This is a genomic window from Pseudomonas fuscovaginae SE-1, assembly GCF_000364705.1.
Taxonomy (GTDB): domain Bacteria; phylum Pseudomonadota; class Gammaproteobacteria; order Pseudomonadales; family Pseudomonadaceae; genus Aquipseudomonas; species Aquipseudomonas fuscovaginae_A.
Genome location: NZ_AQOH01000017.1, coordinates 1 through 16,080, shown reverse-complemented (window position 1 = coordinate 16,080; position 16,080 = coordinate 1). Strand labels below are relative to the sequence as shown.

The 16,080-nt window shown below is 65.0% G+C and carries 12 protein-coding genes, 1 tRNA gene and 1 pseudogene; 1 reads left to right on the top strand and 13 read right to left on the bottom strand.

The window, feature by feature from the left end; all coding sequences use genetic code 11:
* Window positions 1-45 precede the first annotated feature (45 nt).
* The 5 genes from gabT to K675_RS0102565 form a co-directional block, all read right to left on the bottom strand.
* Window positions 46-1,323, bottom strand: a complete 1,278-nt coding sequence (gene gabT / locus K675_RS0102585; protein ID WP_017901948.1) for a 4-aminobutyrate--2-oxoglutarate transaminase — start codon at window positions 1,321-1,323, stop codon at window positions 46-48.
* Window positions 1,324-1,499: 176 nt separating this feature from the next.
* Window positions 1,500-2,942, bottom strand: coding sequence for an NADP-dependent succinate-semialdehyde dehydrogenase (gabD, locus tag K675_RS0102580; RefSeq protein ID WP_017901947.1), 1,443 nt, complete (start codon window positions 2,940-2,942; stop codon window positions 1,500-1,502).
* A gap of 310 nt (window positions 2,943-3,252) precedes the next feature.
* On the bottom strand, window positions 3,253-3,570 hold the full coding sequence (locus K675_RS0102575; protein ID WP_017901946.1) for a RebB family R body protein: 318 nt from the start codon (window positions 3,568-3,570) through the stop codon (window positions 3,253-3,255).
* 46 nt (window positions 3,571-3,616) lie between these two features.
* Window positions 3,617-4,150, bottom strand: a complete 534-nt coding sequence (locus tag K675_RS0102570) for a hypothetical protein (protein WP_017901945.1) — start codon at window positions 4,148-4,150, stop codon at window positions 3,617-3,619.
* On the bottom strand, window positions 4,147-4,374 hold the full coding sequence (locus K675_RS0102565) for a RebB family R body protein (RefSeq protein WP_017901944.1): 228 nt from the start codon (window positions 4,372-4,374) through the stop codon (window positions 4,147-4,149). Before K675_RS0102565 ends, K675_RS0102570 begins: the two co-directional genes overlap by 4 nt.
* Window positions 4,375-4,591: 217 nt before the next feature.
* On the opposite strand from K675_RS0102565, the gene K675_RS0102560 reads away from it, so the two are divergent.
* Window positions 4,592-4,668, top strand: a tRNA-Arg gene (locus K675_RS0102560).
* 65 nt (window positions 4,669-4,733) lie between these two features.
* On the opposite strand, the gene K675_RS0102555 is transcribed toward K675_RS0102560, so the two are convergent.
* From K675_RS0102555 to K675_RS0102520, 8 genes and pseudogenes are all read right to left on the bottom strand, one after another.
* Window positions 4,734-5,252 (bottom strand): hypothetical protein, encoded by a 519-nt coding sequence (locus K675_RS0102555; protein ID WP_017901943.1) that lies wholly within the window; start codon window positions 5,250-5,252, stop codon window positions 4,734-4,736.
* Between the two features lie 126 nt (window positions 5,253-5,378).
* Window positions 5,379-5,723 carry a hypothetical protein gene (locus tag K675_RS0102550; protein ID WP_017901942.1) on the bottom strand — a complete coding sequence of 115 codons (345 nt, stop codon included), beginning with the start codon at window positions 5,721-5,723 and terminating at the stop codon, window positions 5,379-5,381.
* A 25-nt stretch (window positions 5,724-5,748) separates the two neighbouring features.
* Entirely contained in the window at window positions 5,749-6,036 is a 288-nt protein-coding gene (locus K675_RS0102545) for a hypothetical protein (RefSeq protein ID WP_017901941.1), read from the bottom strand.
* Between the two features lie 75 nt (window positions 6,037-6,111).
* Entirely contained in the window at window positions 6,112-11,331 is a 5,220-nt protein-coding gene (locus K675_RS0102540) for a dermonecrotic toxin domain-containing protein (protein ID WP_017901940.1), read from the bottom strand.
* 71 nt (window positions 11,332-11,402) lie between these two features.
* Window positions 11,403-11,912, bottom strand: a complete 510-nt coding sequence (gene pgaD, locus K675_RS0102535; protein ID WP_017901939.1) for a poly-beta-1,6-N-acetyl-D-glucosamine biosynthesis protein PgaD — start codon at window positions 11,910-11,912, stop codon at window positions 11,403-11,405.
* Window positions 11,909-13,264 (bottom strand): poly-beta-1,6-N-acetyl-D-glucosamine synthase, encoded by a 1,356-nt coding sequence (gene pgaC, locus K675_RS0102530; RefSeq protein ID WP_017901938.1) that lies wholly within the window; start codon window positions 13,262-13,264, stop codon window positions 11,909-11,911. Before pgaC ends, pgaD begins: the two co-directional genes overlap by 4 nt.
* A 3-nt stretch (window positions 13,265-13,267) precedes the next feature.
* Window positions 13,268-15,265 carry a poly-beta-1,6-N-acetyl-D-glucosamine N-deacetylase PgaB gene (gene pgaB / locus K675_RS0102525; protein ID WP_026144861.1) on the bottom strand — a complete coding sequence of 666 codons (1,998 nt, stop codon included), beginning with the start codon at window positions 15,263-15,265 and terminating at the stop codon, window positions 13,268-13,270.
* Between the two features lie 12 nt (window positions 15,266-15,277).
* Window positions 15,278-16,080, bottom strand: a pseudogene (locus tag K675_RS0102520) (poly-beta-1,6 N-acetyl-D-glucosamine export porin PgaA); the annotation flags it as partial.

Sequence of the window (16,080 nt, the reverse complement as noted above, 5' to 3'; positions counted from 1 at the left end):
AAAAACCCGCCGAAGCGGGTCTTTTTGTCCGGCGCATGACCAGGCTCAGAGTTCAGCGAAGCATTCTTCGATGATCGCCAGGCCCTTGTCCAGTTGCTCGTCCGGCGAGGTCAGCGGAACCAGCACGCGCAGGACGTTGCCGTAGGTGCCGCAGGACAGCAGGATCAGGCCTTTTTCACGGGCCTTGGCGACGATCTGCGCCACGGCGGCCGCATTCGGCTTGTGGGTGTCGCCGTCGTCGAACAACTCGACCGCGATCATCGCCCCCAAGGCACGCACATCACCGATCACCGGGTACTTGGCCTGGATCTTCTTCAGGCCGGTCACCAGACGCTCGCCGACTGCCTTGCTGCGGTCCAGCAGCTTTTCTTCCTCGAACACTTCCATCACGGCCAGGGCCGCGGCGCAGGCGATCGGGCTACCGGCGTAGGTACCGCCCAGGCCACCTGGCGCGATGGCGTCCATGTACTCGGCCTTGCCGCACACACCGGCCAGCGGGAAGCCACCGGCGATGGACTTGGCGAAGGTGGTCAGGTCAGGCGCTACGCCCATCTGTTCCATGGCGAAGAAGGTACCGGTACGACCGGCACCGGTCTGCACTTCGTCGGCGATCAGCAGGATGCCGTGCTGGTCGCACAGGGCACGCAGGCGCTTCATGAACTCTTTCGGCGCGACGTAGAAACCGCCCTCGCCCTGGACCGGCTCGATGATGATCGCGGCGATGTCACGTGGCTCGGCGTCGTTCTTGAAGATGCGCTCGATGCTGGCGATGGAGTCGTCGATACTCACGCCGTGCAGTTCGTTCGGGTACAGCGCGCGGAAGATGCCGCCTGGCATCAGGCCCATGCCGGCCGAGTAAGGCACGACCTTGCCGGTCAGGCCCAGGGTCATCATGGTACGGCCGTGGTAGGCGCCGGTGAAGGCGATCACGCCGGCGCGGCCAGTGGCGGCACGGGCGATCTTCACGGCGTTCTCGACGGCTTCGGAACCGGTGGTGACCAGCAGGGTTTTCTTGGCGAAGTCGCCAGGAACACGGGCGTTCACTTTCTCGCACAGTTCCACGTACGGCTCGTAGGCCAGGACCTGGAAGCAGGTGTGGGTCAGCTTGTTCAGCTGCTCGGTCACCGCGGCGATGATTTTCGGGTGCACGTGACCGGTGTTCAGTACGGCGATACCGCCAGCGAAGTCGATGAACTCGCGGCCTTCGACGTCCGTCACCGTGGCGTTCTTCGCCGAGTCGGCGAAGATCGGGTGGATCTGGCCGACGCCGCGTGGAACGGCGGCCTGGCGGCGTTGCATCAGGGATTCGTTGGTCTTGCTCATATTGTCCTCATTCACCGCTCATCGGGCGGCGTGGTTCAAGGATGACGCGGCAGGGAGAGCACTGCGCCAGCATACGATGATCGACTGGCACAGGGTTCCGGCCACATTGAAAGTGACGTGTGAAACGCGACAGGAGCAGCGCTCTCGTGCCCCTGTCGCCGAAGCATCCGACCGGGTTAGACGCCCAGGCAGAGGTATTTGATTTCCAGGTAGTCTTCGATGCCGTACTTGGAACCTTCGCGACCCAGGCCCGAGGCCTTGATCCCGCCGAACGGTGCGACTTCGTTGGAGATCAGCCCGGTGTTGACGCCGACCATGCCGTATTCCAGGGCCTCGGCCACGCGGAACACACGGCCCAGGTCACGGGCGTAGAAATAGGAAGCCAGGCCGAACTCGGTGTCGTTGGACATCGCGATGACGTCGGCTTCGTCCTTGAAGCGGAACAGCGGCGCCAGTGGGCCGAAGGTTTCTTCCTTGGCCACGGCGGCGTTGTTCGGCACGTTGACCAGCACGGTCGGCTCGAAGAAGTTGCCTTCCATCGCGTTGCCGCCGGTCAGCACGGTGGCGCCTTTGCTCAGGGCGTCGGCGATGTGCTCCTTGACCTTGGCCACGGCTTTCTCGTCGATCAGCGGGCCGGTGGTGGTGCCCTCCTCCAGGCCGTTGCCGATCTTCAGCTTGGCGACCGCCGCCTTCAGCTTCTCGGCGAAGGCATCGTAGACACCGTCCTGCACGTACAGGCGGTTGGCGCAGACACAGGTCTGGCCGTTGTTGCGGTACTTGGAGATGATCGCGCCCTCGACCGCCTTGTCCAGGTCGGCGTCGTCGAACACGATGAATGGCGCGTTGCCACCCAGTTCCAGGGACACCTTCTTGATGTCCTGGGCACATTCGGCCATCAGTTGGCGACCGATCTCGGTCGAGCCGGTGAAGGACAGCTTGCGCACGATCGGGTTGCCGGTCAGCTCGCCGCCGACTTCCCCGGCGCTGCCGGTGACCACGCTGAACACGCCTTGCGGGATGCCGGCGCGCTGGGCCAGCTCGGCCAGGGCCAAGGCCGAGAACGGGGTCTGCGAAGCGGGCTTGAGCACCATGGTGCAACCGGCGGCCAGGGCCGGGCCGGCTTTACGGGTGATCATCGCGGCCGGGAAGTTCCACGGAGTGATGGCGGCGGTCACGCCGATCGGCTGCTTGATCACGATCAGGCGCTTGTCCGGCTGGTGGCCGGGAATCACGTCACCATAGACGCGCTTGGCCTCTTCGGCGAACCACTCGATGAAGGAAGCGGCGTAGGCGATTTCGCCCTTGGCTTCGGCCAGCGGCTTGCCCTGCTCCAGGGTCATCAGGCGCGCCAGGTCGTCCTGGTTCTCGATCATCAGTTCGAACCAGCGACGCAGTTTGTTCGAACGCTCCTTGGCGGTCAGTGCACGCCAGGCCGGCAGCGCCTTGTCGGCGGCCTCGATGGCACGGCGGGTTTCGGCGGCGCCCATCTTCGGCACGGTACCCAGGATGTCGCCCGTGGCCGGGTTGTTGACCTTGATCGTCTGACCATTGTCCGCGTCGGCCCATGCACCGTTGATGAAGGCTTGCTGGCGGAACAACTGGGTATCTTTGAGCTGCATGTAGGCTTTCCTTAACAGCACCGCGCATGAGCGCAGCGAATTATTGATTGTAGAAAGGCGCCTTGAAGGGCTGCCGTCAGGAAATTCATTCACCGGGCCGAAGCACATAAATAGCGCACAGGAGATAGCTGTACGGTTCAGCACCCAGACAGGAGCGTTTGAAATCTCAAACGAATCCTAGGATCAATGGGGTCAAAGGACAATAGTCTGTTCGAAAAAAAGAACGAGAATAGACCACTGGCGAGGGTTTTTCTGATCAGCGTCACCCTGGCCCCGCGCGGCACCTGGTAGCACGGGGCCAGATCGGCAATCACCTGGACTGGAAGGATTTCAGCACGGTCAGCAGGCTGGTGAGGTTGTCGGCGACCCCGGCCTGCGCGACCTTCTCGACATCGGCGGCGCTCGCGCTCGTATCCACGCTGTAGATCCGCATCACGCCCTGGGTGGTGGCGGCCTGGGCCAGGGTGTTCTGCTGTTGCTGGTTACTAACCGCATTCTCGAAGAGGATGCCGGTGGAGTGCGCCAGGGACTGATAAAGGCTGCCCATGGCCATGGCCGGAGCTTCGGCCACGGTCTGGACATTCGACTGGGTGACGGCATCGGTGATTTGCGAATTCACTTCGGTCATGTTCTGACTCCTTGCACGGGACGATGGGGCCTGTTGCGAATGTCATTCACTCGGACGACGTTCGTTCGCAAAGATGCGCGCTGAAGCGGGCGATGCTCTGGTCGATGCGTTCGATCGCCCCGGTCACCCCTTCGGCGTCCAGTACCCCGGTGGCGGCGGCCACCGCAGCGGCGCCACTGACCAGCAGGTGGGTATTGAGCGCGCCCAAGGCACTTTCGTTGGCGGCACTCAGATCCTCCTTGAGGATGCTCTCGGTCATCTGCCGTAGCAATACCCCCTGGGCAGCCAGGGCCAGCTTGGTGACCCCGTCGAAATAACTGGCGGCCGACTGCGCGACCAGGCCGCCGGCCTGGCGGGTCAGCAGCTCGGGCCCCAGGGCCGACAGCGCCGGCACCTGGGCCGCCAACTGGGTGTTGATCAGGTTCACCGCCTCGACGATCTGCCGGTTCAGGGCCTCGTTGCCGATGCCTGCGGTCGCCTGCTTGAGCAACTGCTCGTTGAGTTCCCCCAGCAACGCCGACGCCGTTGCAGCGGGATCGGTCGCTTGCGGCTGGGCGCCAGACGCGTCGTCCTTGCTCATGAGCGTGCTCCTGCCGCGAGAATCTGTTGCACGGCGGACGCCACCGTGGCGTTGCCGATGATATTCAGCGCCTGCTGCTGGCTGACCGCATTCTGCAGGGCCAGACTGACCGCGTGGCTGCTGACCTGGCACAGCGAAGCGATCGCCGTGGCCGGCGCGCTGCCGACGACCTGGACGTTCGACTGGGTAACGGCGTCGGTGATTTGCGGATTGACGGTGGACATGCATCTCTCCCTGAGGCGACGACAACGAGGAAAACGCTCGGCGAACCCGTAGCAGGAGAACGATAGATCAGTTGCGTCAAAGCGCCAGAAAGCCCTTGGCCGGGGAATCCGCGCCAGCGGCGTGCGGGAAAACGAGCCGCCGGGACAGGGCAAAGTCAGCGGCTGAAAACCGGCGTGGACGCCCAGGGTCTAGATAGGTATGATGTCGCCCGCACAAGCACTCGTAGCTCAGCTGGATAGAGTACTGCCCTCCGAAGGCAGGGGTCGTGGGTTCGAATCCCGCCGAGTGCGCCATCTTCGAAAAATGCCCCGGATCGTCGATCCGGGGCATTTTTGTTTTCAAGGTCGTGCAACTGCCGCTAGAAATTGTCCATGGCGTTGCACATCGAAGCCTTCGCCGTCTGCGACGCCCCGACGGCCTGCAACTGTCCCTCACTGCCGCGCAGTTCATCCAGTTCGATCCGGCACGCTCCGGCCGTGGTTGCCCGCAGCAGGTAATCCGCGCCGGGACGGGGTACGAAGGTCAGGGTGCTGAAGCACTGCCGGGCGTAGTGTTGCTGGGCCAGGAAATGAAAGGCGACGGGTTTGTTCGCCGCAATGACCAGCTCCGACGAAACGGCATCCACCAAGCGGGGTGCCACACCTGGCATGCCCAGACGCTCGCCGTTACGGTCGGTGAAACCGGACTGCGCCGACACCATCACGCCGGCGCCCGGGCTCGTCCAATCCAGGCAGTTGCGTCCGGGCACCGCACGCACCATGCCGTCGCTGACGACGCGCAGGCGGGCCGTTTCCCCCGACTGTGGCGAGGTGTAGGCGGTCGAGAACGACCGGACATTGGACAGCTGGCCACAGCCGCTCAGCAGTAGCAGAAGCATGACAGGGGCAATACATGGAGTTTTCATGGGCAAGCGACTCGCTGAGTACCTGTTCACGGCCGGTTGTTCGGCTCACGCGCCATAGCACGCTCAAGCGGATGAACAGGCTTGAGAAAGACAAACCTGTCAGGGCTGGCGGCAGTTCTGGTTGACCGACAGTTGCGGTGCCGGTTCGAAGCTCACGCGCTGCAAGCCATCGGCGCCCTGGAAGAGGAAATACTTGATGCGACAGTCCTTGAACGTCGGCGAGTAGCCTTCGGCCCTGAAGCCCTCGCCCTTGACCTCCTTGGTCACGGCATTGTTGCGGCTGACCACGGCGAGCACCTGCGAGTAACTATCGCCCATCTTCACCCCCGGCTCGCCGGTGGTGGACATCGACGAGGCGCAGCCGCCGAGCCCGAGAACCGCGCAAAGTGCGGTCGCAACCCAATGACCATGACGTGCCTGGTTGACGTTGTTCCTGTTGTTCATTGCCCACTCTCCATCCATAGAATCGTTATCGACGACCTTCGCACACCGGTGACTCGCCGATGCGGCCAACCTTGCAGAGATAGACGTTACCGGGCAAGGAAAAACCGGAGTCCTTCATGCAGTAGAAGCGTGTGAGTACCACATCGATCGGGGCCTTGTCTCCCGCCCCGTCGACATTGCTATAGCCGCAGCCATGCATGGCGTCTATGACACCTTCGACAGACACGCCTTTCTTGCTCCACTGGGTGAACTCCGGCGGTGGCGGTTGAAAAGGCGTACAGCCAACCAGTTTCAATGCGCCCAGGCCGAACATGATTCCTTTCCTCAAGGCTTGGTTTTCACAACGTTTGGCTTGTCCTCAGAGCAGTCGCTTCGAGGCCACAGCCGCTCACTGTACCCGGATAAAGAACACCACGATCCGCTGCGAATCCGGCACCCGCTGCAGGCCGGCGACCAGCTTCACCAGCCGCCCCTGCTCCAGCGCCGCCCTGGCCGGTTGCAGCCGGTCGCTGTGGCCGATCGAGCGGGTGTCGACCAACCGGCGCAACCAGGCATCCGACAACTGTACCGGCGCGCCGCGGGAACGGAAAAACTCCAGCGCATCATTGCGCGTCCATTTGAGCAGGAACAGATAACGGTACTCGGACGCCGGATGGGTGCACTCCAGGTTGACCGAGAGGAAGGAGCGCCCCTTGGGTATCTCGTTGACCACGAAACCATGCTGCAGAAGGATGTCTCTCACCGCCCGCTCGGTGTGCAGTGACAGGTCCATGACCCGGTGCCGCCCCTCGACATCGAAGAAACGTGGATTGATCACGTGGGAAGGCTCGAAATCCAGCCGGGAAAAGCCTGCGCTCCCCTCCGGCAAACCGATGCGAAAGTAACGCTGAGCGACCCGCCCCTCCAGCTCCCGCAACAGCACATGCAGGTCCACCCCACGCGCACCCCATGTTTCCAGCGTGCGCTTGAGGGCCACCATGCGGCTGGCGGTCACCGCCGCGCTGCCGGTCTCGGAGCGCTCGATCAGTCGATTGAGCGTGCGGGTTCGGCTGCCTGCGCTCATGTGCCCGGTCAGTGGTTCGAGAAGCTGCGGTCCGGGCACCTCGAACAACGGCGCGCGGGGCGTCCAGACGCCGCTCCGTGGATCGAAACTCACCGGCAGTGGCTGTTGGTCCAGGTGGGACCACCAGTGTTCGAAATCGCTCAGGGCCAACTCGGCCAGCGGGCCGGGGCGCCTGAGGAAAACGATCTCGGGCTCGATATCGGAACCATCGGCCAGCAGTTCGAAGTAGCGGTCATCGAGTTTCAACAGGCGGGCATTGCTGCTCCGGTTTCGATACAGGCCCCTGCCTGGCGGCAGCTCCACCACTTCGCTGTCTGCCAATGCCAGCCCCCAGGCCCTCCAGTGGGAGGATGAAGCAGCCGGCCGACGGCTCATCCACTCCAGTCGCGACATGGCGACCGGCGCCGTTGATGGCGCAGGTACCGCCTCCCAGGGGCGGTGGAAGAATCCGCGACTGGGGCCCGGCTGCGGCTCGGGAGCATCGGCACGCAACAGGTGCTCTCCCGACTCGCGGATGTACAGGATCAGCTCATTCGGCTGTTCGGCGGTTTTCTTCAGACGCAAGGCCGACTCGCCCTTGGGTCGATAGACCTCGTAGCGATGGTGCCCATCGCCGATGAACTGCACACCCTCCTTCACCTGGCTGCCGGCATTGACCGGACCGTGCAAAGGCACAGCGCCATCCCCGGCGATGTTCGCGGCATAACCCGGGAGGGCAAGCGCGGGGCGAGCCGTCGCATCGAACTTCGCCAGGGCGCCCCGGCCCTGCAGCAGACGCCTGCGGCTGATACTTTTCAGGGCCGCACGTGCCCAGGCCCCCAGGGCAACCCGTGCCGGCCGAGCCGCCATGGCGACCGGGTAGAGGGTCGGTGCAATATCCACCAGGGCCATGTGCACCGCCTTGAACAGCTCGAAGGCATCACGCGGATCGCCACTGCGGGAGAACTGGCGCAAGGCCACGGCACTGTCGCGGATATTGACGGCAACACTGATACCCGGCACCACCGACAGCACCCTCAGCCAGTAGGCCGTGCGCTGTTCACGCTCATGGGTCTCGCGCTGCTGTGACAACTGTCGGTTGGACTGGGATACCACCCTGGCACGTTGCTGGGCCCGCAACACCAGGGCATGGGCAAGGATCAGCGTCAGGTCCGAACGCCGGGTCCTCTCCAGGCGCAGCCAGTGCCCGGGGTTCTGCTCGATCTCGCGTCGCACTTCCTGTTTCAGTGCCTCAGGCCCCGGAAATGGCTGCTCCACCTCACTGTGCCACCAGCTCTTGATGAGTTTGAACAGCCAGCCGGGCTTGGCCGCCAACAGCGGATGGGTCAGCTCAGGTACCGGCTCCGGCAGCTGATCGGCTGGCGGACAGGTCATCGGGACAGCCAGTTCGGCGGGATACTCCTCGATGACCTGCGCCGCCCAACCCACCGACAACCGTTGCGCAATGTCCTCGATCCGCTGCAACGCCTGCTCGTGGTCGACCAATCCCTGCTGGGCCGCTGCCAGGCCGGGGTACTCGGTCAACACCTGGGCATGCGGGGCACCTGGCAGATAGACCAGCGTCAGACCGGACTCCTTGTCGCGGATCGCCACGGCATTGCCAACATGCCGGGCCTTGGCGAAGGCCCGACCGGCGAAGGTGAGGAAGTACAACTCCGGTGCCGGACCGTCATTGCGCGGTTGCAGGCCGGCCCCCTCGTCCAGCGCCCGCTCGAACAACCGCGCGGCCTGCTCGCCCAGCCCCTGTTGCCTCGCGCTGAACAGCTCCAGGCGGGCCCGTTGACGTACCAGGCGCGCCAGCAACTGCCGCTCGAAAGCCGGTACGGCTTCATGCCGGGGATCGTCGATACCATAGAAGGCCTGGTGGATCAGCGTGTCGTATTGCCCGCCCAGGTCAAGGTTGGAAATGCTCGAAATCAGGTAGTCGGGTGTCAGGCGCTCCTGCCAGGCCGGGTCCAGGATCCGCCCATGCTGCAGCCGCAGCCGGGTGGCGGGGGCATGCGGGTCGAGGTTCTCCAGAGCCAGTTGCAGGAAACTGTAGCGCCGGCGTTGCGGGCTGACCTCCGTCTTCGCGGTGGAGCCACCGGCCGGACTTTCCGGGTGCCCGACCCACACCCGCTCGACGCGGTCGGGCAGGTCGAGCAGCGGCTTGTCGATCTCCAGGCCGGGATGAAAACCATCCCGCTCGAGCCGCTCGATGAGCTTGGCACGGGCGAAGTCGTCCAGGTCCGGCAGGCGCTGCTCCAGGCGTTGCGTCAGGGCCTGCGCGCTCAACAGGTAATGTCTCAGCAGGCGGGCATAGCGCTGGCGCAGGACAAGCTGCGCCTGTGCCAGCCACTCGGGCAGTTCGCGGGCCTGCGCCGCAGTCAGTTGCAGGACAGCCAGGTTCTCCAGCGCCCGCTCACGGGCGTCATGTCCGGGAACACGCAGGTTCTGTTCCAGCTCATGGGCAAGCATCTGCAACGAGCTGCGGGCATCACCGATTTCCGAGAAGGGCCGCAGGCCCCCCTCGATCGCCCGGCAGGTCCGCAGGTGTTCCTCGATCTGCTGTTTCACTCCTTGCTGCCAGGCGTCCTTGACAATGACCTGATAGTGCACCGGGACACCCGCGCCCGGCGCCAGTTCGCGCAGCCAGTCGCGCAGCTCGCCGCGCCGCTCGCGGGCAACCAGTGGCCAGAGGCTTTCGCATTCGGGATCAAGCAGGGTCAGGCCGACTCGCTGTGACAGGCTGTCGAGGCTCACGAACGCCTCGAGGCCGCCCAGGTCCCCCGGAACGAACAGCAGTGCCGCGGTATTCAGCCGAGGGTCGGCCAGCGCCTCACGGGTACAGATGACACAGGCTCCCGTCAACGTCCAGGGCGCTCCCGCGGGCCCCACCGCGATACTCGCCACCTGGGTATCGGAGACGACACGGGGTTGCGCCAGCAGCGCCGCGGGCAGCACATCGAGCAGCCGCGCCAGCTCGGCTTGCCCGAACAAGCCGAGCTGGCGCTGCATCCGTGCCTCATGCAACAGGGCCTGGCAACGGCCCTTGGCAAGCCGGTCGGCCAGCTCGACACCCAGTTCGTCCCTGCCGCTCCAGAACGACGCCTGGGCGTAGCGATCGCGGTCGCCCAGAAGCCCGCGCACCTTGCCTACCTGCGCAAGCCATGGCTCATGGTCGTCCAGCAGGGCCCTCGGCTGAGACGCATCCGCCTGCCCAAGCAACCCGAGCAGGCCACGCTCCTGCTCACGAACCTTGCCCTGGCGCAAGCGCAGGGGAATGCCGGCGGACAGACTGCCAAAGGTGATCGCCAGCATCCCGTGCCGCTCATCACTGCGCAACAGACGCGCAAGCAGCGGGCGGATCACCGGCAGGCGAGCCAGGGCAGAACGTGCCTGCTGCACGGCCTCCACCGCCTGCAAGGGCGCCAGGCGCATGGCGGCGCTCGACCGTTGTGGCAACAGGTAGGCCGTATTGATCAGCAATGCCCCGGCCCATTCGTTGGCCAGTTGTGTATCCAGCCGGCCCAGGGCGCTGTGGGCCAGGGCATCGTCGTCCAGCGGGGCACGCGCCAGGAAGCCATATGGCAGGGCGGCCGGGTCCGCCTGGCCGAACAGTTCATGGCGTTCCTGCAGGGGCAGCAATCGCCAGGCTGCATAGTTGCCCGGTGCGTTGAGGTGCCTCGGGAGTTCACGCTGCAATTCGGCAAGGCTGGTGAACTCGAAGAACTCCTCGGCGACGCCCGGCACGAACACCACCTGCCGACCCCGTGCATCGCTACCGGAGCTCCACAGGTGCAAGGCACCGCTGAGCACGGGGGCGACCGGGCCGACACCTGGCCAGGCCAGTTCCGCCACCACCAGTTTGGCCCAACGCCCGCCGGCCAGCTCCCGGACGTGGGCGGACGGCGCGTCCAGCAGTCCCACCAGCATCGCTGTCGCCGTGGCGGACAGCACACCTAGCCCTTGTGCCAGCAAGGCCTTGTCGTGAAACATCAACCTGTGCAGCTCGACCACTCGCTGCCGACGGGAAACGTGGCAGCCATCGGCCGGCTGCTGCCAGTAGTCGTGCAGGCTGGCGGCGACCCTGGAGGCCAATCCCAGGCTCTTGAGGCGGGTCAGCACCTGGGCGGGGGTCAGCGCCGGAATGCCACCCGGCTTGCCAGCAAGGCTCAGCACCACTCCCGATTCCAGGGACAGGAACGGATTGCGCAGCAGCGCCAGGGCGACCTGCACCAGATTGCGGCTCGTCGGTTCGTCACCGTCACCCGCTGGCACGTTGAACAACAGGTGTTGCGGGTCATGCCCGAAGTTTTCGCGCAGCAGTTGCCCGAGTACGACACCGATCCGTGGCGCCCGCTCCAGCAGGCGCTTGAGCTCGCGTTGATGATCGAGTGCACGGTTCAACGCCTCCTGGAGCCGATTGAGCGAAAGGCTGGGATGCGGCGAAGTGGCAAGGTGCTCGAGCAATCGCTCTTCGAAACGCTTGAGCAGTACGCTGTCGGGCGCAGGTAATATGGTCGCTGCCCCGCCGTTGTCCGGGGCCTGCTGGAGGCTCTCCATGAGCTTTCCCTCTTTCCATGGAAAAAGGGAGAAGCCTAAGGCGCCAACGCCCGCGGCCAGGCACTAGATAGTTAGCCCTGCGGCTTGCCATCCCCCTCCGAAGGCAGGCGGATCACATGCGGATGCGGCGCCAGCGGCTGGGGCTGCTCGCCTGGTTCGACGCGATACAGGTGCGTGAACACCTCACGCACCCCACCGTCCTCGTCGTTGTGCACGATCATCGAGGCGGACTCGCGCATCCGCGCGAACTTGTCCTCGCTGAGCCGGAAGCTGCGGCTCAGGCCATCGTCGCCAACAACCGGCGGGGCCAGGCGCCGTTGCGCGAAGCCACGGCTCTTGCGCTGCTGGTAGCGGGCCCAGGCGATCAGCACGAGCGCATTCAGCAAGGCCACCCACAGATAGATCTGCAGGGTGTCGAGGGCCTTGAAAAACGAAATGTCGATACGCGGGCCGGCGTGGCCGTCGAACATCGGCCACAGTCCCTCGACCAGCAGATACAGCAGGCCGGCCCAGGCCAACAGGGTGACCAGCGTATCGATGACCACCATCAGGGGGTGCTGGCGGGTCTTGATGATTTTCATGGACGCACCTTCTGCTTGTCGCCATCGAACGGCTTGATACCGCGATCCGGACTGATCCAGCGGGCCCGCCTGCCGTCCTGGCCGAACAGCACCCGGGGAAAGCTGACCAGGGTGGTGAACAGGCTGATCAGCCAGAACACCAGGGGGTACCAGATCACCCAGAACATGATCTTCCACAGGTCCCGTTCGTACCGGCGGTCGATCAGCACGCTGACCGCGAACTGCCCCAGGCAGACCACCGCCAGCAGCAGCCCGGTAAAGGCCGGGGGCAGGATGCGCTGCACGTTGATCGCTTCCGGCAGCTCGATGAACAGACCCAGGCAGTAGAAGATGATCGACAGCACGAAGGTGAACGCCCAGCCGGTCGACAGGCAGTATTCGAACAGCAGCGGCCAGAGGTAGCGATGGCGCCAGTGCCAGATGCCGCGCACGTTCTTGAACAGCACCTCGGCACCGCCCCGGGCCCAACGCAGCCGCTGCTTCCACAGCCCGCGCAGGGTTTCCGGCATGAGGATCCAGCACAGCGCCCGGGGCTCGTAGAACACGCTCCAGTGATCGAGCTGCAGCTTCCAGCTGATGTCGATGTCCTCGGTGATCATGTCCGGGCTCCAGTAGCCCACCCGGTCCAGGGCCGTGCGGCGGAAGGCGCAGACCACCCCGGAGACGGTGAAGATCCGCCCGAACACCCGCTGCGTGCGCTTGATCAGGCCGATGATCGAGGAAAACTCGCCGACCTGGACCCGCCCGACCAGGGTCGAGCGGGTACGGATCCTGGGATTGCCGGTGACCGCGCCCAGCCGAGGGTTCTGCAACAGTGGCGCCACCAGGTAGGCGGCGGTATGCGGCGCCAGCAACGCATCGCCATCGATGCACACCAGGTACTCGCTGCGGGCAGCTACCGCGCCCATGCTCAAGGCCACCGCCTTGCCCTGGTTCTGCGCCAGGTGGATGACCCGCAGGCGCGGGTCCTGCAGCGCCAGCTCGTCGAGCATCTGCCCGGTGTTGTCGCTGGAGCCGTCGTTGATGGCGATGACTTCGATATTCGGGTAGTGCTGGGTCAACGCTGCGTCGATGGTTTCGGCAACGTTGTCGCCCTCGTTGAAGCAGGGGATCAGGATCGAGATCAGCGGCTCGCCCGGCAACGGCGGCGGCAGGGTATCGGCCTCCCACGGCCAGTGCCGCTCCCAATGCAGCCAGAAGTACAGGCCGCCGGCCATCCACAGGCCCGACATGAACAACGGGTAGAAGAACACGAAGTCCATCAGCAATTGCCCGGTGACCAGGAAAATCACGCCCAGTGGAAAACCGAGGACGAGTGCCAGGACGATCAGTGCGACGATTCGATCCATCATGATCTAGGGGTTCCACTTGTTGGAAAGTGCCGGACGCACGACCTGCACGGCGGGACGGCCCTCGAGGAAGTTGTCCGGGTAGTAGCCGAAGCTGGTGGCGCCCTTGCGCTTGAGCTGCCCCATCCATTGCACCAGTTGCTCGCCATCCAGATCCTGCGCCGGCTGGCTGCGCCAGTCCCGCGCCTGCAGTTCGAATACCGTGCGTTCGAGGGCGCCGGGGCGCTGCCTGACCTTGTCGACCAGCGCCAGAAGCCAGTCGGCCGCCTGCCGCCCGCTCTGCCCTTCCATCAAGGGCATGGCCATGGGCGCGGTCCAGTCGTAGTTGGCGAGGAAGTCATCGAGGTTCTGCGCGAACCAGCCCTCGCTCTGCGGGTTCAGTACCGGTTCGGCGAACAGGTTGCGCGCGGTCTGCACCTGCGGCCCGCGGATAGCCCGGACCTTGGCGGTCAGTTCATGGGTGAAATCGATCAGGTAGCGGCTCTTGAAGCGCGCCCAGCGTTGCAACGTGGCCGGATCGTCGCGCAGGGCGCCGATGCTGCCCGGCAGACCGGCGGCGGCGTAGGCTTTCAGCGCCTGCGGGCCGGCATCCTCGAAGTCGGAGAGCACGGCGTCGTCGTGATAGAGGATGCCGTCGACCGAGGTCAGCCGGGCCAGATCCTCGTAGATCTCGCCGACGATCCGCCGTACCTCGGGATCGAATGGCGACAGGCGCCGATACTGCTTGGGATCGACCGCAACCTGGCCGGTGGCCGGCTCCCAGCGGCTGACACGCGGCAGTTTTTCATCCAGGGCGAAGCTGAGCACCGGCATCCAGGCGAACACCTGGACATGGGCGCGGGTGCGCAACTGCCAGGCGACCCGGTCGAACAGGTCGGCGCGCACCGGCAGGTGCCGATTGGGGAAGTACAGCGAGCGGGCCAGGCCATCGCCTGTCGGGTCGGCAAAGGCCTGCAGGAACACGGTGTTGGCCCCCAGGTCGGCGATGCGCTGCACCAGCCGACCGAGATTGGCCTCCTGCTGGGCCGGATCCGGGTCGTAGACGTTGTCCAGGTCGACATGCACCACCCGCATCGGCACATGGGCCTGCATCGCGACGACACTGCTGGCGAAGTGCACCAGGTCCGGATCGGAGGACACCAGCAGGCGCGGGCTGCTCAGCAGTTGATCGAGGCTGTCGATACCGTCGTCCAGGGTCAGGGCGACCTGGTAGCCCTGGCTTTCGATCACCTTCAGCGCGGTACCGTCGGCGGTACCGTACGGCCAGACCCAGACCCGCGGCGAATAACCGGTGGCTGCGCGAATCTTCGCCGAGATGGCGACCACGTCGGCGCGCAGGCGCGCCTGGAACTCGGCCTCGCTTTCATAGTGGCCGGTCTTCGCGTCATAGCGCCGGGTCGCCGCCGCCGGTTGCAGGTTGCCCTGGGGATTGGCGAGCACGCCCTGGTGGCTGGCATTGGTGTGGGCGGCGATTTCCACCAGCCCGGAAGCCGCCACTTCCCTGATCTGGGCCCAGGTCAGGAACTGCGAGCGCGGACGCAACTGGCCAGCGAAATCCACCGGTTTGTCCATCGGGGTATCGATCCACACGCCGACCGGCGCCAGTACCGCCGGCCAGTGATAACTGCGCAGCAACGGCATCACCCGGGTGTAGAAGCTCGAATAGCCGTCGTCGAAGGTCAGCAGCACCGCCTTGGGCGGCAGCTCCGGGCCGCCGTTGCGCGCCGCGAGGATCTGATCCACGCTCACGGGCCGGTAGCCGTTCTCGCGTAACCAGGCCAACTGATCGACCAGCCGCTCGGTACGCACCGCGACGACCTGCTGGTCGGGGTCACGGTCCTCGACGTCGTGATAGGTCAGGCTCAGGAAGTGGTTCTTTGGCCACGGCGCCTCATTGGCCGGCACCGGTCGCTGCGCCGGCGCGACGAACTCGACGGTTTTTTGCACACAGGCGCCGACCAGCAAGGCTCCCAGCAACAGGACGCAACGCGTGATCACATGCATCATCCACCTCGGCTAGAAGCGGTAGGTCAGGTCGAAGATCAAGCGCAGGTCGCGCTCGCGGTCACCGTCATAGGGTCTGCTGATCCAGCTCAGGTTGGCCCCGGCCTCCAGCACATCGTTCCAGATCACCCGCTGGCCATAGCCCAGCAGCGCGATCGCGCCGGTGGAGTGATCGCGCTGGCTGTAGGTGCCGGCACCGACCTGGAACTGCTGGCTCCACTGGGTTTCGTAACGGCGGTACAACACATGGTTGATGTTCACCGTCGGCAGCACGCTGAAGTCGGACTTGGGGTTGAAGTACGGCACGTCCTCGTTCTTGCTGTTGTGGCTGGCGCCGACTTCCAGGCCCAGGTCCACTTGCACGCGGGCGCTGCTATAGAGACCCTCGCGTCCGGTGAGCAGGTATTCGGTGCGACGGTTGCCGTCGCTGAAGCGCGACGGGGTGATCGCCAGTTTCCATTCGCGACTTTCATTGGCCCGCCAGCGCAGGAAGGCACTGGCCGAATTGGCGCTGATGTCGTTCTTCAGGGCGCGCAGCGGCGTCGCCGCCGACAGGCGTTCGAGGCTGGCGCCGTACTGCCAGTGATCGTCGATATCGAAGGCCGCCGACACCCGGGCCCCGAGCTTGCTGCCGTAGCCGTAGGACTGGTTGGAGATCTCGGCCTGCAGGGTCATGTCGCGGGAGCGGTTCTCCACCCCCAGCCGCTGCCAGCGGCGCTGGGCATCGCCTTCGGTGAAACGGCCGAAGGCATAGCCGGCCCCGACGAACAGCCGCCAGTCTTCATGAATCGGCGGGCTGTAGAGCACGCTTTCGA

What these genes read in the sequence shown, in the direction of transcription:
- pgaB (WP_026144861.1), bottom strand. Translation starts at nt 15,265, where the DNA reads ATGCATGTGATCACGCGTTGCGTCCTGTTGCTGGGAGCCTTGCTGGTC.
- pgaD (WP_017901939.1), bottom strand. Translation starts at nt 11,912, where the DNA reads ATGAAAATCATCAAGACCCGCCAGCACCCCCTGATGGTGGTCATCGAT.
- gabD (WP_017901947.1), bottom strand. Translation starts at nt 2,942, where the DNA reads ATGCAGCTCAAAGATACCCAGTTGTTCCGCCAGCAAGCCTTCATCAAC.
- K675_RS0102570 (WP_017901945.1), bottom strand. Translation starts at nt 4,150, where the DNA reads ATGAGCAAGGACGACGCGTCTGGCGCCCAGCCGCAAGCGACCGATCCC.
- K675_RS0102540 (WP_017901940.1), bottom strand. Translation starts at nt 11,331, where the DNA reads ATGGAGAGCCTCCAGCAGGCCCCGGACAACGGCGGGGCAGCGACCATA.
- K675_RS0102550 (WP_017901942.1), bottom strand. Translation starts at nt 5,723, where the DNA reads ATGAACAACAGGAACAACGTCAACCAGGCACGTCATGGTCATTGGGTT.
- K675_RS0102565 (WP_017901944.1), bottom strand. Translation starts at nt 4,374, where the DNA reads ATGTCCACCGTCAATCCGCAAATCACCGACGCCGTTACCCAGTCGAAC.
- K675_RS0102575 (WP_017901946.1), bottom strand. Translation starts at nt 3,570, where the DNA reads ATGACCGAAGTGAATTCGCAAATCACCGATGCCGTCACCCAGTCGAAT.
- gabT (WP_017901948.1), bottom strand. Translation starts at nt 1,323, where the DNA reads ATGAGCAAGACCAACGAATCCCTGATGCAACGCCGCCAGGCCGCCGTT.
- K675_RS0102555 (WP_017901943.1), bottom strand. Translation starts at nt 5,252, where the DNA reads ATGCTTCTGCTACTGCTGAGCGGCTGTGGCCAGCTGTCCAATGTCCGG.
- K675_RS0102545 (WP_017901941.1), bottom strand. Translation starts at nt 6,036, where the DNA reads ATGTTCGGCCTGGGCGCATTGAAACTGGTTGGCTGTACGCCTTTTCAA.
- pgaC (WP_017901938.1), bottom strand. Translation starts at nt 13,264, where the DNA reads ATGATGGATCGAATCGTCGCACTGATCGTCCTGGCACTCGTCCTCGGT.